General features: G+C 39.1%; 17 protein-coding genes and 1 tRNA gene. 11 read left to right on the top strand and 7 right to left on the bottom strand.

What is annotated here, in order from left to right:
- Positions 1-20 precede the first annotated feature (20 nt).
- Genes AC3M61_RS05015 through AC3M61_RS05000 form a run of 4 tightly spaced genes read right to left on the bottom strand, consistent with a single transcriptional unit; the run spans position 21 to position 5,728 of the window.
- A complete protein-coding gene (locus AC3M61_RS05015) occupies positions 21-2,189 on the bottom strand; it encodes a FecR family protein (RefSeq protein ID WP_500779793.1) in 2,169 nt (722 codons plus the stop codon).
- Positions 2,186-2,824: a DUF3307 domain-containing protein gene (locus AC3M61_RS05010; RefSeq protein ID WP_500779792.1), complete on the bottom strand. Its 639-nt coding sequence runs from the start codon at positions 2,822-2,824 to the stop codon at positions 2,186-2,188. The genes AC3M61_RS05015 and AC3M61_RS05010 overlap by 4 nt, the downstream gene beginning before the upstream one ends.
- Entirely contained in the window at positions 2,821-3,777 is a 957-nt protein-coding gene (locus tag AC3M61_RS05005) for an HD-GYP domain-containing protein (RefSeq protein WP_500779791.1), read from the bottom strand. The genes AC3M61_RS05010 and AC3M61_RS05005 overlap by 4 nt, the downstream gene beginning before the upstream one ends.
- A gap of 1 nt (position 3,778) precedes the next feature.
- Positions 3,779-5,728, bottom strand: coding sequence for a CHASE2 domain-containing protein (locus tag AC3M61_RS05000; RefSeq protein ID WP_500779790.1), 1,950 nt, complete (start codon positions 5,726-5,728; stop codon positions 3,779-3,781).
- Positions 5,729-5,881: 153 nt separating this feature from the next.
- Here AC3M61_RS05000 and AC3M61_RS04995 point away from each other — a divergent pair, with 153 nt between their 5' ends.
- The 3 genes from AC3M61_RS04995 to AC3M61_RS04985 are packed head-to-tail and all read left to right on the top strand — an operon-like array spanning position 5,882 to position 9,125.
- Entirely contained in the window at positions 5,882-6,292 is a 411-nt protein-coding gene (locus tag AC3M61_RS04995; protein ID WP_167843462.1) for a secondary thiamine-phosphate synthase enzyme YjbQ, read from the top strand.
- A 22-nt stretch (positions 6,293-6,314) separates the two neighbouring features.
- Positions 6,315-8,018 (top strand): sigma-54 interaction domain-containing protein, encoded by a 1,704-nt coding sequence (locus AC3M61_RS04990; RefSeq protein ID WP_500779789.1) that lies wholly within the window; start codon positions 6,315-6,317, stop codon positions 8,016-8,018.
- Positions 8,019-8,033: 15 nt separating this feature from the next.
- Positions 8,034-9,125 carry an MFS transporter gene (locus AC3M61_RS04985; RefSeq protein WP_500779788.1) on the top strand — a complete coding sequence of 364 codons (1,092 nt, stop codon included), beginning with the start codon at positions 8,034-8,036 and terminating at the stop codon, positions 9,123-9,125.
- A 78-nt stretch (positions 9,126-9,203) separates the two neighbouring features.
- Here AC3M61_RS04985 and AC3M61_RS04980 read toward each other — a convergent pair whose 3' ends face one another.
- From AC3M61_RS04980 to AC3M61_RS04970, 3 genes are all read right to left on the bottom strand, one after another.
- Positions 9,204-9,821 carry a hypothetical protein gene (locus AC3M61_RS04980; RefSeq protein WP_500779787.1) on the bottom strand — a complete coding sequence of 206 codons (618 nt, stop codon included), beginning with the start codon at positions 9,819-9,821 and terminating at the stop codon, positions 9,204-9,206.
- Between the two features lie 29 nt (positions 9,822-9,850).
- Positions 9,851-12,535, bottom strand: coding sequence for an outer membrane protein assembly factor BamB family protein (locus AC3M61_RS04975; protein ID WP_500779786.1), 2,685 nt, complete (start codon positions 12,533-12,535; stop codon positions 9,851-9,853).
- 227 nt (positions 12,536-12,762) lie between these two features.
- Complete coding sequence (locus tag AC3M61_RS04970) at positions 12,763-14,409, bottom strand: hypothetical protein (RefSeq protein WP_500779785.1); 1,647 nt, start codon at positions 14,407-14,409, stop codon at positions 12,763-12,765.
- Between the two features lie 268 nt (positions 14,410-14,677).
- Between AC3M61_RS04970 and AC3M61_RS04965 the strand changes: the two genes are divergently transcribed.
- From AC3M61_RS04965 to AC3M61_RS04930, 8 genes are all read left to right on the top strand, one after another.
- Positions 14,678-14,754 (top strand) — tRNA-Ala (locus AC3M61_RS04965).
- Positions 14,755-15,049: 295 nt separating this feature from the next.
- A complete protein-coding gene (gene groES / locus AC3M61_RS04960) occupies positions 15,050-15,319 on the top strand; it encodes a co-chaperone GroES (RefSeq protein WP_448379056.1) in 270 nt (89 codons plus the stop codon).
- Positions 15,320-15,346: 27 nt separating this feature from the next.
- On the top strand, positions 15,347-16,963 hold the full coding sequence (gene groL / locus AC3M61_RS04955; RefSeq protein ID WP_500779784.1) for a chaperonin GroEL: 1,617 nt from the start codon (positions 15,347-15,349) through the stop codon (positions 16,961-16,963).
- Positions 16,964-17,072: 109 nt separating this feature from the next.
- Entirely contained in the window at positions 17,073-17,600 is a 528-nt protein-coding gene (locus tag AC3M61_RS04950) for a dihydrofolate reductase family protein (RefSeq protein WP_500779783.1), read from the top strand.
- A gap of 72 nt (positions 17,601-17,672) precedes the next feature.
- Positions 17,673-19,730 (top strand): elongation factor G, encoded by a 2,058-nt coding sequence (gene fusA, locus AC3M61_RS04945; protein WP_500779782.1) that lies wholly within the window; start codon positions 17,673-17,675, stop codon positions 19,728-19,730.
- Positions 19,731-19,857: 127 nt separating this feature from the next.
- A complete protein-coding gene (locus AC3M61_RS04940) occupies positions 19,858-20,799 on the top strand; it encodes a coiled-coil domain-containing protein (protein WP_500779781.1) in 942 nt (313 codons plus the stop codon).
- Entirely contained in the window at positions 20,796-23,630 is a 2,835-nt protein-coding gene (gene fliK, locus AC3M61_RS04935; RefSeq protein ID WP_500779780.1) for a flagellar hook-length control protein FliK, read from the top strand. Before AC3M61_RS04940 ends, fliK begins: the two co-directional genes overlap by 4 nt.
- On the top strand, positions 23,602-24,258 hold the full coding sequence (locus tag AC3M61_RS04930; RefSeq protein ID WP_500779779.1) for a flagellar hook assembly protein FlgD: 657 nt from the start codon (positions 23,602-23,604) through the stop codon (positions 24,256-24,258). The genes fliK and AC3M61_RS04930 overlap by 29 nt, the downstream gene beginning before the upstream one ends.

Raw genomic sequence — 24,258 nt, 5'->3', positions numbered from 1 at the left:
TGACTCTTAAAAGCGATACCTTACCAATTAATCTCATTACCGATATAGACACTTTGCACCCATTTTGTACCATCCCAATTGTACACAATACCTGCAACAAGATTACGTTCCATAATTGGGTATGTAATTCTCAAGAACGATATAGTGTCGCTATCAAAGAACTCGCCGTTTGAAAATGGTGTTTGATCGAAATAATATCCGTAGATGAAGAGGCCTGCAACAGCTCCTATCTGCGGTATTGTTATTCTAAACTCACCGAGTGCGTCCATGTCTCCACTGAAGTCACCGTAAATGTAAAATCTGCCGGTAGCGATATCATGGTAGAAACTCAAGCCTGCCAGGAAACCAAACGAGGTTTGAACATTATCCAGTGTTGGTAGTTCGTTTCTGGACTTTTGAATAGTGTAAATCCTGCCGAAGTGGAAAGGTCTAAAACCATTCCAGGTTCCGTAACCACCGACGATGATATCTGCTATTCCTATCTTTCCACTCAAACCACCGAACGCACCAATACCGAACTTAGACATATCAGCTAACCATTGTGAACCAACTTCCAGACCAAAGTAGAAGTTGTTTAGTAGTGGATATCTCAAAAATGCTGACAGTGAAAGGTTTATTGGTGTATCGTCAGATGTAGGTTCCGTATTTTCGTTGGTAACGTCAATATCATGCAGTGCGGAAATTCCCAAATCCATACCGAGAACTGCTGATTTCAGCTCCATTTCTCCTGCAAGCACTGAGTCTGACTGAACAATTTCCGGCATCCACAATTTCGTAAGCTCGTAGGGAATATGCAAAAAGAGGGCAAAACTACCAAAGGTTATCTTGGTATCAAAAGACTTAGCGTATGGTTTGAAATAATCCCTTACGGAAAAGCCCATACCTAATGAAATCGGAGGCATATTTCCGTATCTCAAATAGAAATTTCCCAGATTCAAGGCAACATGGTTGATCGTTATCATGTTTATTATATCTGTGCTTGGATTTTCAGAGGGTATACCATAGTACAAAGTTCCACCAACTTCGGTAGCATAAGCGGTTAGTCCAATGCCCAGTGTGATGGGACCTATTGTAAATTCTGGGGAAATGCTGTAGACAATATATTTTTGGTTATCTTTGATAGCTGTTTCAACACCGAGAGGTGGTATGTATGCCTTTGGTTGCGGTTCGGATTGAGGCTGAGGTTGTTGAATCTCTCCTGTTGTTGATGGCTTTTCTTCTTCCGGTTCTTCTGGAGTTTCTTCGAACAATTTCTCGATTTCTGGCATGACCTCTTTAAGAGGTTCTAAGGTAGTTGAGTCAAAGAGCTGAGAAATATCTTGGACAAGTTCAGTTCCGAGCTGGTAGATGAGTGTTTGACCTGCTGTTACCGGAAGCACAAAGTCATTTCCAAGGAACGCAAATACCTCTCCACTCCAAACCTTTATAACAGGCTTATCATCGATATTTTCTACGCCAAATTCCGTTCCTCTCACACCAGCTGTAACGCTACCTGCTTTAACTTCGAAAGAAGAACCTGCCATCATCTTTTGAACAATGTTGTATGTTCCACCCTTTTGGATAACTATCGATACAAGAATCTTTCCTTCTTTAGATACTCTGAGTTTTTCAAAAAGAACCTGTGTGTTCTCAGTTATCTTTGTCATAGAACCGTCTGGAAATTTTACAACAACGTAAGATTTTTCCAGCGTCAGAACTTCGTCTCCTTCTTGAATTTCCGTGTTTTTCTTAATTGGTTCCCATGTCTTTTTGTTGAATTTTTTTATCGCGACGCTCCCTCTGAACGAATCAATCCGGGCTTTCAGCTGTTCTGAGAATTCACTCTCATCTTTTTCTGTTACTTTTATGGAAACTTCTTGAGAGAATATACTCTTGTCTGTTGTCTCAGCTGTAAACGTTATTTTTATTTCACCTGCTCTCTTTGGAGCCAAATAGTTTAAGACCACCTTCCCATTTCCGGTTAGTCCTTTCGTCAGTACTTCTGGTTTATCGAATCCACCGAAGTTGAGCTTGGCTTTCAAAGTGAACTGAGCAGGTTTTCCATCTTTGTCGGTTACTTCTACTGTAATCGGCAACTTTCCTCCGATGACAACAGTATCGCTCTGCAAAGAGACTTTTAGTTCCGCGAACACTGAAATAACGAGGAGTGTGAGAAATGTCAGAACTAGCATCCTGAACATCTTCCTCATAACATCACCCCCATAAGTATTATCGTAGAAACTATTGTTATGATGTAGTTCAGTACGTTGAACTTAAAACCCCGCTTATTGAACTTGAAAACGGGAATCAAACAAAATAGTGCATAGATTATTAAAAAGAATGGGTTCAGCAAATAAACAATAGGTGCTATCATTCGTAGTGCGTATCCGATGTAGTCTCGTTGGTACTTACCATTGGATGTTATAAGATGTACAAGTATACTTACAAAATATCCGTTGAATATCATCACCGATAAGAGAACTGCTAACGTTCTTGGAAGAAAAGGTTCTAAATGAGTTAACTGTGAGCTTATAAAGAGCAAAAATAATATGTGTAAAGTTTGGTCAAAGAGATAATAATACCAAGTATAGCAAAATTTCTTTCTGCATAAGAACTTAAGTAAATCAATCAAAAAATGAATACCAGAAAGAAGACCAATCATGGTTAAACTTTGAACACTGAAATTTTTACCAACAATGAATAAAACTTGAGAAAGAAATACTAAAACTATGTGAAGTCCAAGGACGTTTAAGTTTTTCGACTTGTTAGTTGCTATATAACTGAATTGAAGAACGTAATCTCCAAAAAGATGTCCCAGAAAAAGGTAAGGGAAAATAAGGCTCATTGTAATTCACCTCTGGAATCTATTACAGCTAAGTAACTATCTGGATATTTGCCTTGTAGTTTTGAGATATCCCACTTCAAAATCACAACATGTTCTGCAAAACCAACTGCTAAGGCTATTTTTGGAATTTCATACCCTTTCAATCCCTTTATACCAGAACCGTCTATAAACTCGTGATGATACAAACAAGTATCCAGAATAAAATGTGGAACATCCATTTCTTTGAGAATCTCATAGCCGAAATCAACGTGTTTCAGAAACTCTCTGTAATCCTCGTTTGTGAAATCTCCGGTAAAAATCCTTTCAAATAGTTCATCCCGTAAACCCACAAATCCAACATTCGCTATTCTTAGAGCAAAGTGCACCTCTTCTTGATTTAATTGTTCTATTTGTGCAATTCTCAATGCGATAGCTTCCATTCTATCTATGTCACCCTCATTTAATCGAACGCGTTTGTTCAAAGCGACAAACAAGGTATCAAGTGCACTTTTTAACAGTTGTTCCAAACGGTAGTTGATTATTATCCCTTCAACAATGGAAACGAAAGAATCGTAAAATGCAAGTAAACCCAAGACCTCGTCAAGCATTAGAGAACCTTGTAAAGTTATCATCCCTAACTTGCCTGAATTCTTGCTCACTATTGGTAGCGATGCATAGTTATTTTGAATTTCCATCTGTGAGGTTTCTTCTGAATAGGTTACCTTAACGTCTTTGTGCAATTTTGATTTGAAAAAACCCTCAACTTTCTTTTTTACACTATTTAAATCTTCCGCCTTTAACAGTTCGTGCACCATATCAAAGAGTTTCTCGTTTACTGGCACACCATAGTTCATTGCCAACTCGTAAATCTCGTCTTGGGTTGGTAAGTTGCCGGATATTTGGAATGTACCGTCGTTTTTAAGAACGAACTTAGTGTTACTGAGTTCAATAATCAAATCATTGGCGCTTTTCAATTTAATTCCCCCTGTCTTCTTTGTTTTCTTCAAGTTTTTTACTCACAAGTTTGTACAGCTTCAACTTTTGACTTTTTCCTTTCACGGCAAATTCGCCGAGATATTCAAATAAAAACTTGTCAGTTCGAGTTGCAACTTCTTCCGAGACTATAATTTCCGCATCAACCTCTCGTGTGAGATGCTCAATTCTTGATGCGGTATTTACTGTGTCTCCGATGCACGTATAATCCATTCTAAATGGTGCGCCGATATTTCCTACAATTGCTGGTCCATAGTGTATACCAATCCCACTGTCAAGATTGAATCCATACTCTTTGTTAAGTTCCTTCAAAGCAACTCTCATATCCAAAGCACACGAAAGAGCACGTTCGATATCATCTTCGTAAGAAACTGGAGCCCCGAATATCGCCATTATTGCATCACCTATGAACTTATCGATTGTTCCATCATACTTGTAACGTATAATCTCGCTCATTCTTGTTAAGTAAACGTTCAAGAACGCAACCACTTCTTCTGGCTTCATTTTTTCCGAAATGCTTGTAAATCCCTTTATATCTGAGAACAAAACCACAACGTTTCTTGTTTCCCCACCGAGTTTCAGTTCACCTTTACTCACCAATTCTTGTGCAACCTTATCTGGAACGTACCTGTAAAGAAATTCTTTCATCCTTCTTTTTTCAGCACTCTCTGAGAGAAAGTCACTTACCAGCTTAACAGAGCCGACAACGATGTAACCAAATACTGGGTAGAAAGTTGATACGTAGACGTGTTTTAAAAAAAGGATGTATGATGTTACTACAAACAAAGCCGGTATGGTTGGAATTATTACGTTAACATACCTGTTCTTAAAATTCGACAGGATTCCAAGCAGCGTCATTAAAAATACCACCAATAGACTGTTATAAAAAGGGGACAAAAGTTTTAGAAAGTCACCTCTTAACATGTTTTCTATCGCTGTTGCATGGATAAAAACCCCTGCTTCTTCATTTGAAAAAGGGGTTAGTCTTAAATCATAAAGGCCTTTTGCAGTTGCTGTGTATCCAACAAGCACAACTTTGTCTTTAAAAATTCCTTTTTCAAAGTTTCCTGATATCACGTCGTAAAATGGAATCTCTTTGAACACGTTGGACGATTTACCGTAATACCAAAGATGCATGTATCCTGAATTGTCAAATGGAATCTTTTTACCATTCAATTCCACAAAGCGTTTTGAAAAATCAAGTAACATTTCTTCGGGGTTTGCATCAAGGTAAAGAGCGCAAGCTATGACATTCATGTGTGGTAAAATACCGGAAGAGATTCCATTTTCGTTTGCCCATTCTTCAACGATAAGTAATGGCATTCTCCTTACGGTTCCGTCTGCATCAAGCGCTCCAATTTCATAAGTTGCACTGTAAGCTGCTACTGCGAATGGTTCGTAAACAGGCCGTATTTTGTAAACCTTAAAAGGTTTCATCAACGAAAGTTCTCGAAAGTTTTTCATTTTGTACGCGTAGTCAAGATAAGTACGATTTTGTTCTATCTTTTCCCTAAGCTTTTGATTGAATAGTTCGTAGGTCTTTTTGTCGTTTATCAGATAAGTTCCCAAAACAACGTTTCCGTACATAAGAAGCATGCTGGCAAAGTAAGCATCTGTCTCTTCGTCCATAGGTTCGGTAAATGAGACATCAAAAGCTACAACTTTCGCTCCATCTTCGAAGACTTTTTGCAGTAAATTTCCGTAAATGTCTCGATTCCAGGGCCATGTATCACCCTCGATTTCCAGAGTGCTTAATGAATACTCGTCAATTCCAATAACAATAACTTGAGGAGAGATAACAACCTCACCACGCATTTTGTAAAACAAATCAGAGATTTTGAGGTCTAAAACTTCTGTCATCTCAAACTTAAACATGATTGCCCACAACATGAAGAGTGTCAGCAATATGTTCAAAATGTGTATTTTTTTCATGCGTCCCCCTTTGTTTTTGCTTCAAATTGTCAGTTGGTTGTTTCAAAAAGTGAATTTATCTAGTATAATTTTTAGCAGAGGTCTCTATTAATTAGACCACGGAATTGTCAAAAACGTTGAATAATTTAAAAAATCATAAAGGGAGGTCTTTATATGAAGAGCTACACTGAATACCTTTGGTTCAACACAAGTAAGAAGAGAGAACTTGTCCACATAACCGACAAAATCCAGGAAATTGTTGAAAAAAGTGGCATCAAAGAGGGCTTTTGCTTGGTTTCTGCGATGCATATCACCGCTGGAATAATTGTGAACGACAACGAGTCAGGTTTGCACCAAGACATCTGGGAATGGTTGGAAAAACTTGCACCAGCGGGTAATTACAAACATCACTGGACTGGTGAGACAAACGGAGATGCTCATCTAAAGAGGATACTAACACACCATCAAGTCATCCTGCCAGTGACAAACGGAAAGCTAGACTTAGGTCCTTGGGAAGAGATATTCTATGCGGAATACGATGGCCAGAGGAGAAAAAGGGTTGTAGTCAAGGTGATTGGTGAATGATAACTACGATGGAGATGAGCGAATGGAAAGGATTTACAAGATAGTCCTTGATTCAATTATTGAAGGTATAATCATCGTCGATAAAGAGGCAAGAGTGCTTTACGTAAACAAAAATGCGCAAAAACTTTTGAGCTTACCTTCGGATATTATCGGCAAGAAAGTTGACGAGGTCGTTAAGAATACTCGTCTACATATCGTTGTACAAACCGGTATCCCTGAGATTGACCAAGTCCAACATACGGAGAACGCTGTGATTATCACTTCAAGAATACCTATCAAAGACGAAAATGGAAAAATCATAGGTGCGGTTGCTGTCTTTAGGGATATAACAAGTATCAGGAAACTTGCTGAAGAGATAACAAATTTGAAAGAAATAGAAGCCCAGCTCAAAGCGATAATTGATTCTACCAACGATGCGATAAGTGTCGCAGATGAAAATGGGATAGTAAGGTTGGTCAACAAAGCGTACACAAAAATTACAGGTTACTCGCCTGAAGATGTTATCGGTAAACCTGCTACAGTTGATATAGCAGAAGGCGAGAGCATTCATATGCTTATCGCTAAACTCAGACAACCGATATACAACGCGAGGTTGAAGGTTGGTCCTGCAAAGAAGGAGGTTATAGTGAACGCTACCCCATTGTTTGTAAAAGGGAAGTTCAAAGGTAGCGTTGCGGTAGTCCACGATGTTTCAGAGATATTGAAACTCACAAACGAACTTGAAGAAGTGAAAAGATTAATCCGTCATATGCGTGCACAATATACATTCGATGATATCATAGGAGACAGTAAGTTAATCCAAATCGCGAAAGAACAAGCGAAAAAAGTTGCCCAAACACCGGCAACAGTGCTTCTAAGGGGAGAGAGTGGAACAGGTAAAGAGCTTTTCGCACACGCGATTCACAACGCAAGTCCAAGAAGGAACAAACCATTTGTTAGTGTGAACTGCGCAGCGATACCAGAAAGTATCTTGGAATCCGAACTATTTGGTTACGAAGAAGGTTCGTTTACAGGCGCATTACATGGTGGGAAAAAGGGACTTGTAGAAGAGGCAGATGGTGGCACGTTGTTCCTTGATGAAGTTGGGAAACTCCCATTGTCTTTGCAACCCAAGTTGCTGAGATTTATCGAAACCAAAGAATACGTTCCCGTTGGTGGAAGAAATGTGAAAAAGGTTGATGTGAGAATCATCGCTGCAACAAATATGGAGCTTGAGAAAATGGTCAGAAACGGGGATTTCTTGCCCGATTTGTATTTCAGACTCAACGTATTCCCAATATATCTACCTTCCTTAAAAGATAGAAAAGAAGATATCCCAAAGCTTGCTATCCATATTGTGAAAAAGCTCAATCAACAATACGGAAGAATGGTGGAAGGTATAAGCCCTGCAGTAATAAAGTACATTATATCGAGGGATTGGCCCGGGAACGTGAGAGAACTTGAAAACTTCCTTGGCAGGGTTATGATAAACATGGGACCTGAGGAAAGATATATCGAACTCAAACATCTTCCAGAAGATAGTGGACTAAAGGTTGAAAAGAAAGATGAAGAATTCACAGACATAGGTGAGAAGTCTCTCAAAGACTTAGTTGAGGAATACGAAAAAAAGATTATCCTTACGGCGTTAAAACAAACAGGAGGGGATAAAGTAAAAACTGCAAAGATGCTTGATATCAGTATTAGGACGTTGTATTACAAAATGGAGCGGTATGGAATAGATGGTTAGAAAGGAGTGAGTAATTTGGAGAATCTTTATCCTATGCTCGTCATATTCTCTTATTCACTTGTCTTAAACTCAATGCCTCCGTTGTTAAGTTCGTTTAGGGAATTGTTTAACATCTCGATAGCGTTATCTTCTTTCTTGCCATTCTTTTCTTTGACAGGCACTGTAATTTCTAACATCTTCACGGGTATTTTTCTCAACAAACTGGGCATCAAACGGGCGTTGCTTACAGGTTACTCTTTAACAATCGTAGGAGCTCTTATAGTTGCTTTCTCCGGTAACTATTTACTTTCAATCCTTGGGCTCTTTGTATTCGGACTTTCAACAGGATTTGGATTCACAGGTTCGACAACACTTCTTTCGCAAGCTAAAAATCCTAATTTTGGATTCTACCACGGAGCTTATGGGCTTGGAGGAATACTTGCGCCATTTTGTATATCCTGGGCGACGAGAAGTTTTGGTGATTTTAGAAATGTATATCTAATGTATGCGATGATGTTTCTACTATTGGCCTTTTACACAGTTATAAAAACTTTCCCAGTACTTCAAAATGTGCAAGGTGGGTTCTCGTTAAGAGGTATATCGAATGCGTTTAAAAACGCGGATTTTTTAATATTCTTGTCACTTCTCATACTCTACTCTTCTGCAGAAATAGGTGTGATAACATGGGCAGGGACTGTTATGAAAGATGTCATCGTTTCCTCATATGTTGCTTACGCACTCTTTTGGCTCGCATTTACACTCAGTAGGTTCTTTACAAATTACTTAGAAAAGGCTGTTCCAACACTTTTAAGAACCAATGCGATAATTTTGGGGCTTACCATATTTCTGTTCTTTTGGTTAAGAAATCCTCTCTTCTTTGCTCTTTCCGGTTTTTTCTTCGGACCACTTTTCCCTTACATGCAAAAGAACGCACTTGGGAAGATAAAGAAAGAACATCTCACATTATTCAACGGCGCAACGTATGCGTTTACATCGCTTGGAGGAAGTGTTGTTAGCATACTCATGGGAATGATAATAGAACGTAACATCTTTTTGGCTCTGATTGTGCCGTTAGTTATCATTATTTCTATGGAATTGATAAGTTTGAGGACAGGGAAAGTAAAGTGAGTACTATTAAACAACCCCCAGGCAGGAACCTGGGGGTTTTTGTTAACTTAACGATTTTCTTCAAGCGTTTATGTGTACTTATTTCACATCAACTTTCTCAAATCTTTCAATCCTTGGTGCGGACGTTGCAGGGATAGGTAGCTTAACATAGATTTCATCTGGTGACCTGTTCAGTCCTTTTTCACCTGTGCCTTTTCCAACACCGATGAGCCAGCCACCAGCAAGAAGCGTTTGATTTTCGTTGAGATGAACATATGTAAAACTTGAGAGCCTATCTTTGAGCCAAATTTGGAAGTAAGGTGTATCTGTATAGCCGAATGCGTAGAACATAAGTTCACCATCCGCTGTTCTAAAGATTCCACAACCTTTTGAAGCCTTTTTTTCAAGAACAATATTAACCTCTTTACCATCAAACTCCACTGATTTCACAGTAAACAATTGGTCAATTGGTTCTTTGAACGAATACTTTTCCACAGCGTTTATCTTCGCTTCAATGTAAACACCATCTTTATCGGCTTTCAATGGGAAATTATTAATTGTTCCGTCAACAAACAGCTTATTTCCGTAAGGGTCAAATATATTAACAGGAGTTTTTACCTTTGGTGATGAAGAGTTTGACCCTGGATTGAATATATTACAGCTTGAAAGCACAATCAACAAAGAAAGCACGCCTATCAAAATTATCGTTTTCTTCATACTAATCACCTCTCTTTACTCGTGAGCAATTATTCCACACGTTCAGAAGCTGGAACAGCAAAGCCGAACATACTTGCGAATATGTAGAAATCATTAACATCAACAACATTTGAAGTATCTGTCAAGAAACCCGCGCTGTAACTTTCGTAATTGGGGTATGGTGGAATAAACCCATCTCTTGGACCGATATTGTAAATAATTTCAGCACCGCTAACTGTAGTTCCAAGTTTACCGACGAAGAGATTCCAATCATTTAGATCAACAACGAAGTCACCATTAAAATCACCAACTACGTAAAGGAATTTATTAGTTCTAAAGGCTCTCTTTGCTCGGAGCAGTTCTGGTTCGACGTCCTGACCCAATGTTTGCGCATAACCGTACAGATCAAAGAACTGCAAATAGTAATCACTATCGATACCTGTGAACTGTGTTCTTGTTGGGAACATAAGATTGAGTGCTACAGTTGCAACCCTAGTTGTCCCAGCTAATGGTAATTCAAAATTATTCAAAACTATCTGCAGTGAAGTATCGGTTAGAGTACTCAAACTATCTAGTTTTGTAACATTCGGTGCATATTCTTCACTGACAATTTCGCTTATAGTTATTGAAGCTAATGTTGTCAATCTTAACGTTTCAGCTACAGAGTTTGTTGCAGCATCAAGGAACAAGTAGGCTCTTGTCTTGCCGTATGCAAATTCTGGTAGTAAAAGTGTTATTGTAGCGTTAAGTTCTGCGTAGTGGACTTCGAGATAAGCAGGTCCAGAAAGTGGCAACGTTACACTATCTTGGTCATAGAGTGTCCTTCTTGTATATCCAGTTGATTGTCCGGGATCCCATTGATATATTTCCCACTTGTATGGGAAGAAAACCTTTCCAGATTGCACAGGACTTGCGTTAATTGTCTGAATAGCGGCGTCTGGGTTAGTTCTAAATGTGTTATAATCAAAGAATCCAAATATAGTTTGAGTTCCTTCGTTATTTGAGTCAAGTGGATATCTGTGGTAGACATAGAACGTATAAGTTGCATCGGTAAATAACTCAATCGTTCTATCACTAAATCGGAAAGTTATAGTAGCTGGATTGTCAGCCTCTGAGCCTTCGTAAGCTCCTGGACCGGTCTTCCAGAATCTGAATCTGAACCTCGAATCTGTTGAAGGTGGAGTACCGCCACGAGGAGTGACATATCTTCCAATCAAAAGTTTGGCATCAGTCGGTGTTGCGAACTCTACTACAAGCTTTTCTGAACCTGGTATACCCTCAATAACGTTAGCAGGATCTGTTTCATTTGTTCTGTAATTTCTGTAAGTACGCAACGGGTAATCATCCGCATCGACAACTGTTGCATCGTAGAGCAGACCGTAAGTTGAACCAAGCAGCGAGTCAGAGAGTTCTCTTCCGTTGTAACCTTCTTTTGCTATCAAGAAGATTCTTGTTCTAAACGCGATTGCAGTTGAATCGATAAAACCGGTGTTGTTTATATTCTGTCCATACTTTGCCCAAATACCGTAAGGACCTCTTGCATTCATCCGCCAAGCGTAAACTGTGCCGTTGTTTGTAGCTGTCACGAAATAATAGTTATCGCCATACAGTGCACCAAGTGGTCCAACATTGACCGCTGCACTAATTGGGAAAGTATCAGAAACGTTGTAAGTCCAGACCTCCGTAAACTGACCAGTTGTTGGATTGAACGATAGAATTGTTATCTTTCCAACACCTGTTGTATCTGATGTTGGGATAATCAAGTAAGTAACTCCATCCAGTCCTTTTACAATAGCAGGAGTTGTCGTTACCCTTTGTCCCAAAGTGTACTCACCAAGTTTTAATAAATTGCTGTTCAGAGCAACAACTCTACCGTTGTCTCCGAAGATATATATAATACCATCGCCGTCGATAAGTGGTCCTGATGAATTTGCCGAAGACAGAAATCTTTCGTGCTCTTCTCTTCCGTCTGCATCAATTTTATAAATAGTGCCATCGTTACTTAACGCATAAAGATAACGTTCATCCATCGCCATTGGTGTTGTGAATTCACCAGCAAGTGTGAAATCCCTCACAGCAGTAAGGTCAGCTGCATTGCGTACATAAAACCTTCCATTTTGTGTAATCACAAAAACTCGATTACGTGCTGGATTCAAAACAGGAGGCGCTTTAATTGGTCCAGCGAGATTAACTGTAACAGAGGCTGCGAAAGTTGGGTTATTTGGAGTTGAAATATCAACTGGCGCTCTGATCAACGTCCCATTCATAGTGCCTGCGAATATAATTATATTATTAGTATCAATGTACGCAGTTACACCGTAAGATGCATTGTTTATACCTGTAACAGCTATGTTTCCACCAGTTGAAGATGTAAAGTGGTGCACAACGATCCTATTTCCCGCTGTTCCCTGAGCGGTTGTGTAAATAATGTAGTAATTTCCTGATCCAGCATCAAAATATGTTGGGGGAGCTACGATATTTGTGATTCCACTTGGTTGACCTTTTGGGACAAGTCCTCCAGCCATTGTAAGTTCATACAAAGCACCATCTTTCGCAAGGTAGAGCAAGTTTCCACCATTCTTCGCTATTATAGCTGGTCCTTGCTTGTCTGGAACCGATTTTGAAAAGGTTGTAGCATTCCACAGTCCTGAGAGATTGAGTGATGAGAAAGCGAGTTCAGGCAAGACAATCAGAGCTGTAATTAAAATCCACAATAAGATAAACCGACGCTTCATAAGAACACCTCCTTTGTGAAAATCCCAAAATAGCTTTCATCCAGTCGTAGTGTTGCTTTGAGATGCCTAAGAACATAAAAACTTGAGAACCTCTTACCCAACCGTTGTTTTTGCGAAAATCTCTTTCTGCATAAACCCAAACATAACCAAAGATGCATCCGTGCAAAACTCTTTTCCTTATCACCCCCTCTGGAGCGTTCTTATATACAATTGACACAGGAGAACAACTATTGCACATACAAAAGGAATTGACCCATGTCTCTCATAAGGTTTCCCGATAAATCCTGAATGTTAATAACCGTTATGTAATAATATCCAAGAGCCATAGTCGTAGTAACTGAGAATACAACCGTTTTTCCATCTGAAGAAATCTCTTCTGCTTCCATCAACAAATCTCTGTAGTAACTTTCAAACTCATCTTCTTTGATTAACAACCGCGGTTTCACGCCTGTGTTAATCCCACCAGGGTCGTATACTTTTATCCTGAACGTCACAAGTCCTGGGAAGACATAACCGGGCTTATCTTTCTTTAGCTCAACATCGTTTGCTGTTAAGGATATAAACTTTGGACCATTGTAATCTGGAACGCTTGCGATCGTTTCAGCTATACCACTTCTATTATCGTCCGATTCCGCGTAAATTGTAATGATATGTGACCCTTCTTCTACATCCCATATTGTAGTTCGTTTAGCTTCTTGTCCATCCGATGCAATACTAGTATCAATAGTCTTTCCATCGACAAAAAATACAATCTTTGAATACTTGACGTTCGTTTCCTGTGATACAAGTGCTATAACAGCACTTCCGCCAGCAGTCAAATTAGCCGGACTAACTTCAACATCAAAGCTAAGCGCAGCAGAACCAACGTATATTCTCTTTGAATAGTAAGCTGGATTACCTTCTTTGTCTTTCACATTTATATTTAGCGTATGAGTTCCACGCTCTCTTTTTCCTATTCTCACGGCTTTTTCAAATGTCTTGCCGCTTATTGAACCTTCCTCAATTATTTCACCGTTGAACTCTATCTGGTAGCTACTCAACTCTTGGTCGTCGAAGAATTTCACTTCGAAGCTGATGTCAGAAGTTTCAGGATAGAACGTTTTTGTAAAGACATTGATAACAGGTTTTACTCTATCAACTTGGTTAACTTCGAAAGTTACTTTAGTGGCATCCTCCATGTTGTATGCTGTGGTCTTTAAGAAAAGTTCCACCTTTCCAGAGGAATTGATAGGTGAAAGTTTTTGGTAAACATAACCTGCTTTTCCAACTATTGTTTCTTTTATCCAACTACTATCAGTTGTTTTTCCATCCAAGGTATAAGTCACTACCGGATTCTGACTCTTGACTTTCATCTGCAACATCACTTCATCACCAACGTATGGTCGTTCCGGCAAAATCCGAACTTCTTCGATGATTGGCGGAATCACATCGTAGACAGTTATCGTTCCGTTTGCTGTATACCATTTATTTTCAGTAATCGAATATCCTTCAACAACCAAAGAATAAATACCAGGTTTTTTGAAAACCCAAGGAATTTCATACGGGTATTTTTGAACGCCAATCGCCTCTTCATAGACTTGACTATCGGCATTTTTTAACTTGATGCGGATATTTTTCAATCCAGGTTCCAGTGGCTGTACCGAGATAGTAATGTTCGTATTTACTACCGTTGTTTCAGGGTATACTATACTGAACTTTGGAACATCGGATGTTGATTGGTTTGAGGTGCAGGAAGATAGGAGTATAATAAGAAACACAACAAGTAGGAACATTGAATAAAAGCCTTGAGTTCTTAATTGCCAGAAATAATTGGATGTCTTCTTCACAAACAAACCCAGCCATCTTTTAATATCAAGATATTCAAGATATTTCATCGTGCACACCTCCGCACTATGCTTTTTATTTTTTCTTCAGCACAGTAAACTTCTCCATCTTCTTATTCTATCTGAGGCGTGCTTCTTCCTAATTTTTGACAACTCTTCGTTGCAGACTCTTATATACATTTAGACTTCCGATTATGGAATTTCGTTTAACATTTTATGAAAAACTCCTGTGGAAAAACCTTCTTGATTTTTTTCCGGCAGGATGGTATAATTCTGATGCACGATGTGGACTTAGAAGTAATGTAGTATGGTAACTTGTGGGGCCGTAGCTCAGCTTGGGAGAGCGCTACCATGGCACGGTAGAGGTCGTGGGTTCAAGTCCCATCGGCTCCACCAAAACTAATCTACTTGAGCCCTGGGAATAAACCAGGGCTTTTATTTTTGCCGATGTATCCTTTTATTCCCTTTAATTTTTTCATCAAACATTAAGTGTTACCTTATTTACTGTAAGTTCTGCAAAATGATGAGAAAAAATAAGAAAGCTACACTTTTTCGTCTCTAAATCTATGTAAACGCTATTAACTTCGGATTATGGCTATTCACATATTTCATTTTTCTGTTATACTAAAATTAGCACACTGGATATAAGAGTGATAATCCAACAAAAAACGTGACAGGAGGGGGTTAGAGTATGAAGGTAAAACCACTTGGTGAAAGGCTTTTGATAAAGCCCATCATTGAAGAAAAAAAGACAGCAGGTGGAATAGTTCTTCCAGATGCTGCCAAAGAAAAACCGATGAAAGCTGAGATAGTTGAAGTTGGAAAGCTTCCAGAAGATTGCACACTCAAAGTTGGTGACAAGGTAATTTACAACAAGTATTCAGGGACAGAGATTAAAATCGACGAAGAAGATTACATCATTATCGATTTAAACGATATCCTTGCAAAAATAGAAGAATAAAATAAAGGATAAGAGGAGGTGTGAGATATGGCAAAGTTGTTGAAATACAGTGAAGAAGCAAGAAGGGCACTCGAAGCTGGTGTTGACGCGGTTGCAAATGCGGTGAAGATTACACTTGGTCCGAAAGGTAGGAACGTCGTTATTGAAAAATCTTGGGGAAGCCCAACAATTACGAATGACGGAGTTTCTATTGCAAAGGAAATAGAGCTTGAAGACAAATTTGCAAATCTTGGAGCTCAGCTTGTTAAAGAAGTTGCAAGCAAGACAAACGATGTTGCTGGTGATGGTACAACCACAGCTACTGTTCTTGCTCAGGCAATGATAAAAGAAGGTCTCAAGATGGTTGCAGCGGGTGCAAACCCAATCCTTGTAAAACGCGGAATTGACAAGGCTGTGGCAAAAGTTGTAGACGAAATCAAAAAGATTTCCAAGAAACTTTCTAGCACAGAAGACATTGCACATGTTGCTGCTATCAGTGCAAATAGCGAAGAAATAGGTAAACTCATCGCAGAAGCGATGGAAAAAGTCGGAGAAGACGGTGTCATCACAGTTGAAGACAGCAAGACAATTGACACATACGTTGAATTCACAGAAGGTATGCAGTTCGACAGGGGCTACATCTCACCATACTTTGTAACAGACCCGGAAAAGATGGAAGTTGTTTACAATGAACCATTCATACTTATCACAGATAGAAAACTTTCAAATGTAAAACCACTTATCCCAATTCTTGAAAAAGTTGCTCAAACAGGTAAACCACTCGTAATCATTGCAGAAGATGTTGAGGGTGAAGTGCTTACAACGTTAGTTCTCAACAAACTCAAAGGAACACTCAACACAGTTGCAGTTAAGGCTCCTGGTTTCGGTGACAGAAGGAAAGCAATGCTCCAAGACATCGCTATCTTGACAGGTGGTATCGTTGCAAGCGAAGAAGTTGGAATCAACCTCGAAGACCTCACACTCCAAGACCTTGGAAGAGCTGACGTTGTAAGAGTGAAGAAAGATGAAACGATAATCGTTGGTGGAAAGGGCAAACCAGAAGAAATCAAAAAGAGAATTGCTCAGATTAAAGCGCAAATTGAGCAGACAACAAGCGAATACGAAAAAGAAACACTACAGGAAAGAATGGCAAAACTTGCTGGTGGCGTAGCAGTTATCAAAGTCGGTGCCGCAACAGAAACCGAACTCAAAGAAAAGAAACATAGAATTGAAGACGCACTTAGCGCAACAAGGGCAGCTGTTGAAGAAGGTATCGTTCCTGGCGGTGGAATTACGCTCTTGAGAGCAAGAAAGGCAATCGAACCACTCTTCAACGAACTGACTGGCGATGAAAAACTTGGTGCACAGATTGTCTACAACGCACTCGAAGCACCAATTAAACAGATAGCTCTCAACGCTGGTTACGATGGTGCAATCATTGTCCACAACGTCCTTAGCAAAGATGATGTAGCATACGGTTTCGATGCTCTCAAAGGTGAATACTGCAACATGTATGAACGCGGTATAATCGACCCAGCAAAGGTTACAAGAAGCGCACTCCAGAACGCAGCTTCCATTGCAGGAATGCTCTTGACGACGGAAGTACTCGTAGTCGAAAAACCAGAAGAAAAGAAAGCTTCAGTTCCAGAAATGCCAGAATATTAATCTGTTCGCTAAGCAAACCAAATCAAGGCGGTACCCAAAGAGGGTACCGCTTTTTTTGTTCACATTCTTGTGTTAAAATTTAGCTTGGAAAAATAAGAAGGGAACGGTGATGGATACGAAAATCAGGTTGCTGGCAGTAACAGATATACGTGGCACAATCGCTATTGCTGAGGATGACAGAATCGAATGGGGTAGTCCAGAAGATAAAAGACTTTTCAAAGAGCTAACAACCCAATCTGGTGTTGTTGTAATGGGAAGAAAAACATACGAGGCAATCGGCAGAAGGTTGCCTGATAGGTATAATATTGTTTTGAGCTCAAAAGGATATTTTAGATGCGAAGCACCTGATTTGGTACTAAATGGGAGTGTAAACGATGTGGTGAAAATACTCTTCGAAAGAGGTTTCAGAGACATATGCGTTATCGGTGGGCAAGCGGTTTTCTCACAATTTTTGAAATCTGGAATGGTGACGGACTTACATCTGACAATAGAACCCATAATCCTGCCTGATGGATTGAACCTTTTTTCGAATATAGATAAGCAGTTCTCGTTACGCCTTGAAAAAACGCATATTTTGAATTCTAAGGGAAGTATCTACATCCATTATCGGATTGAAGAAGTTGGAAGCAAAATATAGGGTTTGAAAATTCGAAATATTCTGGTAAAATATACCACAGTGACATTTTTTATCATATACGGAGGTGGGGACATGGTTGCGAAGGACAAACGTACGGTGGCTTTGGTAGGCCACAACGGTTCTGGAAAATCCGCTTTGATGATAACAGCTCTTAACCTTGGTGGTATGAACGTAACAAAGAAAGAGGTTGATTTTGATCCAATAGAAGCGCAGAGAGGTGCAAGTATAAATTCACACGTTGGAACGTTCAAGTTCGAAGGCAAACAGATTACATTGATTGACACACCAGGTTTCAGTGATTTTATAGGTGAAGTCATTAGTGCTATTTTTGTTTCCGAAAACGTTGTAAGTGTTGTTAACGCTGTTGCAGGTGTGGAAATCCAAACAGAGAGAACATGGGCAATTGCAACAGAAATGGAAAAACCAATTATGGTTTTCATCAACCAGATGGACAAAGAAAGGGCAAGTTTTGATAATTCGCTTGCCTCTCTTAAAGAACGCTTTGAGGCGAAGATTGTACCAATAATTTACCCGATTGGTGCGGAAGCGAATTTCAAAGGTGTAGTTGACCTTGTGTCTGGAAAAGCATACGTTTACGAAAATGGCAAAGCGAAGGAAACAGACATTCCGGAGGAAGTTAAGGATAAAGTGGAAGAAATAAAGATGTCCATAATGGAGGACATCGTTTCTCTTGACGATGCTCTTATGGAAAAATACTTTGCAGAGGAACCTATCACACCTGAAGAACTCTGGGCAGCTCTCAGAAAGGGATTCATTGAAAGACAGATAGTCCCAGTCTTGGCAGGTTCCACTGAAAAGAATATAGGTGTTGATATATTGCTTAGAACAATAAACAACATTGGAGCATCCCCACTCGATGCAAAACCTTACAAAGCAAGACTTGAAAGTGGAGATGAAGTGGAAGTTTTGGCTTCTGAAACGGACCCATTTGTTGGATACACATTCAAGGCTGTTGTCGACCCATTCGTTGGAAAATTGAGCTATATCAAAGTAATCTCTGGGGTTCTCAAACCTGGAGACACATTTGTCAACGTGACCAGAGGTTCTCAAGAAAAAGTTGGTCACCTTTACTTTGCAAAAGGTAAGGAAACTTACGAGGTTGAAGAAGTATCCTGTGGTGATGTTGTAGTTCTACCAAAACTCAAGGAAAGCGCTGTCAGAGATACTTTGACACACAAAGACAGAAAACTCACAATAGTTCCACCGGTGTATCCAGAACCGATGATTTCAAAGAGCGTCAATCCGAAATCGAAATCAGATATCGACAAAATTAGCAACGGTTTGAGCAGATTGGCGGATTCGGATCCAACGTTTGCATGGGAGTTTGACCCAGAAACGTCCGAAACCGTTATCTCTGGTATCGGTGGTATGCATCTTGATGTTATGGTCGAAAGGCTCAAGAACATATTTGGTGTTGATGTTGAAGTTGGAAAACCAAAGATTGCTTACAGAGAAACAGTAACAACAAAGGCAATTTCTGAGCACAAACACAAAAAGCAGACAGGTGGACACGGTCAATACGGTCACGTCAAGATTGAAATAGAACCACTCGAAAGAGGTGCAGGGTTCGAATTTGTCGACAAAATCGTTGGTGGAGTCATTCCAAGAAACTTCATACCATCTGTTGAAAAAGGTATTCGCGAAGCTATGAAAAAAGGAGTTCTTGCAGCGTATCCTGTTGTTGATGTTAGGGTAACGCTCTTTGATGGTTCATACCACGAAGTAGACTCTTCAGATATATCGTTCCAGATTGCGGCAATTCAAGCGTTCAAGAAAGGTATGCAACAGGCAAGACCTGTGCTCCTGGAACCTGTAATGTATGTCGAAGTCTTCACACCAGATGAAAACGCAGGAGATGTCATGGGTGATATTAGCTCCAGAAGAGGAAGACCAATGGGTATGGAACCTGCTGGTAAAGGTATGACCGTTGTTAAAGCAGAAGTTCCTTTGGCAGAAATGCTCGACTTCCAGAGCAGATTGTCATCCATCACAAGTGGTAGAGGTTACTTCACCATGAGGTTTGCAAAATACGACATCGTCCCACCAAACATCCAGGAAAAGATAATAGCAGAGCGCAAGAAGTATCTTGAACAGCAAGCGGAAGAGTAATAACTTACCCTCGCAAAAAGACACAAAAGGGTCGGCTAACACGCCGACCCTTTTGTTTTTAATAAAAGTTTTTCACACTTAGGAAAAATGTACAAAACAAAAGAAATATTGAAATGGAGGTGGAGTGATGAAATCAAAAAAGGTTGTGTTTATAATATTGGGAATAATCTTTGGAGTTCTCTTAGTTGGTCTACTGTTTTTTTACGGTTATTCTTCCTTCCTCATAAATCAGATATACGGTCAGGAAGCCTCTACATTTCAGGCATGGAGGAATTATTTTGGATACTTATTTTCCAAAGTTCCTTTTGTAAAGAACTTTGTTCAATATGAACCGATTAGTGTTTTCACTGCAAAGGAGTATTTTGAAAAGGCATACGAAGAATATGCTTCACAACTGGATGCCAAATTGAAAGAACTCGAAGAAAAAGAGACGCTCTTAGCTCAAAAGGAAGCTCAAATCGATAAACTTATGGAAACTTTAACAACTGTTGAGAACAACTGGAAAGAACAAAGGTTAAAAGAAGAACTTAACAAGGTCAAGGATACTACGACATTGAAACGCTTGAATGATATTGTGGATACATTCCTCAACTCTGAGCCAGCACAACTTAGAAGGTTAATGAACGCAGATAACATGTCCGTCGAGACGCTTGCACTGGTATTTTCCAAACTACCAGCAGATACAAGAGCAGAGCTAGTCCAGGAACTTACAGCGGTCAACCCGGTGAAGGCAGCTCAGGTGATTGAAAAAATGGGTGGCGTGGACCAATTAATTAGTGATATAGAAAATAAAATACAAGATTTAGAAGAGAAGATACACGAAATAGTTTCATACGAAGCTCAAATAGTGACCATTGACGGTTTTAGAAAAGGACTTTCAGCGTATCTGTCTGAGATGCCATACGAAGAAATCTGGAATATGGTTGAAAAGATAAGCAAAAAACCAGATTTAGTGCTTTTCATCTTATCAAATGTGGATGATCAGACACGAATCAGATTGTTGAAAGATATAAAAGACAAAAATGAAGAACTCTTTATCGAAGTGTTGAACTTGGGGGCGAGATTTTGATAGATTTGATTAACCTTACGAAAATTCTTGGTAGTTCTGAAAAAATACAAGATGTGCTCTCTGAGATAAGCAAAAATTCTCAAAATGGAGAATCTTTTGAGAAGATTCTCCAAAAAATTGTTCAAGAGCTTTTAAAAAGCAATGCAGAGAATAATCAACCCAACGACAATTCAACACAGAAATCTGCAAGCGGACTGCTAAAAGAAAATGTAAGAAAGCCGGTGGAATTGTTAAAAAATGTGGATGGTCAAAGCGAAAGAAAGCTTAAAGAAATAACTGCCGGTGATGGAATTGAAAATAATAATGTAAAAGAAGAGTTGAAAGAACCAGAAATAGAAAAGGACAATTTTATATTGCCAAACAAAACACAGTTAATGACTAAATACGAAATGGATAAGACAGTGGACAGGATAAAGCAAGCCAAAGCAACTGTGGAAACAACGGATGATATAAAGCAAAACACATCTACTTATGGAGATACTGTAGTTGCTGAGGTGGAAAATGCCGAAATCATAAGAGATACGGAAGAAAACAATGATTCTCTTGTTCTCAACAAAGAGAACAAAGAGAAAAAAGAAACGGCTTCAAACCTGAAAGAAAAGTTTATAGAAGAATTTTCTCCGAAAGTTCTGAAAGATGGCGGAAAAACGGTTATCGTTGTGGATGCCAGTGCGAAAGTCCAAAGCACCAGCGAAAAAGAAAATGTTGTTGTTCATGATGGCACTGGATATCTCTCTAACGCACAAAAAACTTTCGGTGCTGAAGATAATATCACAAAGCCAGCAACGGTGTTAACCGAACAGGAACAAAGAACTAAACCAAACAGCTCTCTACAATCAAGCCAACCAGTTCAATCGACTCGAGCAAGCAAATCGACAGGAGAACTGACCGGGAAAGGGCAAGTTAGTCAATTAAGTGAACAATCGCCCAATAACAAAACGTACAACGGATGGCGTATATCCTCTCACTCTCAATCTCAAGCATCAAGAGCATTGCAAGATGTGAAATCATATCAATCTTGGCAATCAAAACAACCACAGCAAGTAGCCGAACACATAGCCAAAGCAAAGGGCAACTATGATAACAATGTTCCAAGTATTTCACAGGATGGCAAAAAAACACTAAATATTCGCCAAAATTTTGGTGCTGAAAATGAATCGATGAATGCAAAAAACAGTTTAAAAGGCTTAGCTTTTCAAACTCCAAATTCTGGGATGGTCGTTAATAATCTTCAAAACATACATGGAGCGAATATTCAAAACGATTCATCTAAGTCTGTAGATAGGTCCATTGATAAAAGAACAACTGAAGGGGAAGAAAGAACGGTTGAAACGGTTGGAATATCGAAAACAGTTACAGCTAACAAAGATAACTTTAGAAGCAATATGAGCGACAAACCACAAGTACTTCAGACTCTTGTTGTTGAGATTTCACGAATAGTTCAAATGCAGCAAGTAATCAGCGCAAATTTATCGGATGTGAATCATGTGAATAGTGGGAAGGACAATTCATCTCATGCTGTTGTGATTACAGATTCGAGGAACTCAAAATCAGATTCTCTGAAGAATGTTGTCGGCATTAGCCAAAATACTCTAGGTTCTCATAAAGTAGTCCAGATTCAAACAGAGCAAAAGAAGAATTTTGCGTCTCAACCCAGGCTCGATATACCACTGAATGTTGTTGATAAAAACAGTTTTGAAAAAGTGCAAAGAGTCAGTCAACAAAACATATTAGCGTTTCCAGTAGTTCAAACAACTTCACAGAAAGCTTTAAATGATAATAGCAACAAGAATATTTCAGGAAAAGGTATAGATGATAACATCTTGCAAGTGATTAATTCTATAAAGGTAATCACTTCCGAACACTTAAAAACACTTCGCATTTTGGAAAACAAAAATGAAAAAGGTACAGTTGTAGAAGTAATAGACTCAGCTGACTCAAAGGTTACCAACGGTCAACTGATTCTCTCGGCTGAGCTCGTTAAAAATATTGCAACAGAAAAACCGAAAATCCACTATAACAAAACTATAGAAAACACCAAAAATATTGACAGTGAAAAACCCTTGAAAGTTGAGGACAAAATAACCCTTTCAGAAGTGGTTCAATCGGAGAATAAGAAAGATACGGTTAATCAGGTTCAAATTGATTCGCAGGGTGAAGAAGCTCGTAAGGAAAAATACGATGCTCAAGAATTTAGGAATGAAATAGTCCAAGCATCGAAGAATAAATTAGAAATAAAGTCTTTCGAAGTTGAGTACAAGGTGAAAGAAGAAAGCAAAAAAGAAGAATTTCAAGAACGTCCGAATATCTCTAACAAGTTTTTGGAAAGACTTGCTGAGTTGACTTACAAAGCATCTGAGTCTAAAACCGAGCAGACTTACCAAATCAACAACAGATTTGAACTTGTAGAACGTTTACAGCATTCCCAGAACCTTGAAGAAATTTACAAAAAGATTAGGGACTTCGGTTTCTCGAACAGGTTGGAAGAAAACGTAAGGATGAAACTATACCCAGAACAACTTGGAAACATCGATGTTGAACTTAGAAAAGAAGGAAGAGCGATAACCATCGTCTTTGTTGCAGAGAACGAGAAAAGCAAAGAGTTGCTTGAGAGAAACATCGGTTTACTGAGAGATAGATTAACGGCTTTGGATTTCGATGTGAGGAATATGGAAGTGAAGATGAAAGAAGAGAGCAACTATTACGAGGATGCAAGACACCATCAGAACCAGCAAAACCAAAAACATGGAGAACAAAATCATGAAAATAGAAGAAAGGCATTCAGTGAAGAGGTGATAGAAGATGATAATGAACGTGAACGCAACGGCTAATCTCTTCTCTCAAGTGGCTGAAAGAACGACAAAAAAAGACATGGACAAAGAAGCCTTTTTGAGATTGCTTATTACACAACTTAAAAACCAGGACCCCCTTGAACCAATGAAGGATAGGGATTTCATTGCTCAAATGTCTCAACTTTCATCTCTCGAACAGATAATGAACATGAGTAAATCAGTCCAACAATTCGTAGATACCGCAGCTCAGCTTTATAGAACACAAGCAGTTTCAATGATAGGAAAGACTGCTGTTGTCAAGACAAACACAATCACGGTGTCAAATGGGATACCGGAAACTAAGGTATTTAAATTGGACACCCCAGCAACGATAGTTGTTAGAATTTTTGATCAAAATGGTAAGCTTGTAAAAGAGCAAAAGCTGGGAAATGTTGATGCTGGGATGCAACTGATTGCGTGGGATGGGAAAGATGAGAACGGAACAAAAGTAAAGGATGGAAAATACACTTTTAAAATACTTAAGCTGACAGCTAACGGAGATTACGAAGAAATTCCAAGTGTTGAAAGTGGCGTAGTTTCTGGTGTTCAATTTGATGGGAACAAAATCAACGTTGTTGTAAATAGCAAGATATACGAAATTTCAGAAATATCAGAAATCTATGCGTAG

The sequence above is a fragment of the Fervidobacterium sp. genome, assembly GCF_059913585.1.
The sequence above is the reverse complement of the archived record's forward strand: the minus strand, read 5'-3'. Positions and strand labels throughout refer to the sequence as shown.

Bases quoted from the DNA above. Each gene is read 5' to 3' on its own strand.
- groES (WP_448379056.1), top strand. From the start codon at position 15,050: ATGAAGGTAAAACCACTTGGTGAAAGGCTTTTGATAAAGCCCATCATT.
- AC3M61_RS05000 (WP_500779790.1), bottom strand. From the start codon at position 5,728: ATGAAAAAAATACACATTTTGAACATATTGCTGACACTCTTCATGTTG.
- AC3M61_RS04975 (WP_500779786.1), bottom strand. From the start codon at position 12,535: ATGAAGCGTCGGTTTATCTTATTGTGGATTTTAATTACAGCTCTGATT.
- AC3M61_RS04940 (WP_500779781.1), top strand. From the start codon at position 19,858: ATGAAATCAAAAAAGGTTGTGTTTATAATATTGGGAATAATCTTTGGA.
- AC3M61_RS05015 (WP_500779793.1), bottom strand. From the start codon at position 2,189: ATGAGGAAGATGTTCAGGATGCTAGTTCTGACATTTCTCACACTCCTC.
- fusA (WP_500779782.1), top strand. From the start codon at position 17,673: ATGGTTGCGAAGGACAAACGTACGGTGGCTTTGGTAGGCCACAACGGT.
- groL (WP_500779784.1), top strand. From the start codon at position 15,347: ATGGCAAAGTTGTTGAAATACAGTGAAGAAGCAAGAAGGGCACTCGAA.
- AC3M61_RS04995 (WP_167843462.1), top strand. From the start codon at position 5,882: ATGAAGAGCTACACTGAATACCTTTGGTTCAACACAAGTAAGAAGAGA.
- AC3M61_RS04970 (WP_500779785.1), bottom strand. From the start codon at position 14,409: ATGAAATATCTTGAATATCTTGATATTAAAAGATGGCTGGGTTTGTTT.
- AC3M61_RS04990 (WP_500779789.1), top strand. From the start codon at position 6,315: ATGGAAAGGATTTACAAGATAGTCCTTGATTCAATTATTGAAGGTATA.
- AC3M61_RS04930 (WP_500779779.1), top strand. From the start codon at position 23,602: ATGATAATGAACGTGAACGCAACGGCTAATCTCTTCTCTCAAGTGGCT.
- AC3M61_RS04950 (WP_500779783.1), top strand. From the start codon at position 17,073: ATGGATACGAAAATCAGGTTGCTGGCAGTAACAGATATACGTGGCACA.
- AC3M61_RS05010 (WP_500779792.1), bottom strand. From the start codon at position 2,824: ATGAGCCTTATTTTCCCTTACCTTTTTCTGGGACATCTTTTTGGAGAT.
- AC3M61_RS04980 (WP_500779787.1), bottom strand. From the start codon at position 9,821: ATGAAGAAAACGATAATTTTGATAGGCGTGCTTTCTTTGTTGATTGTG.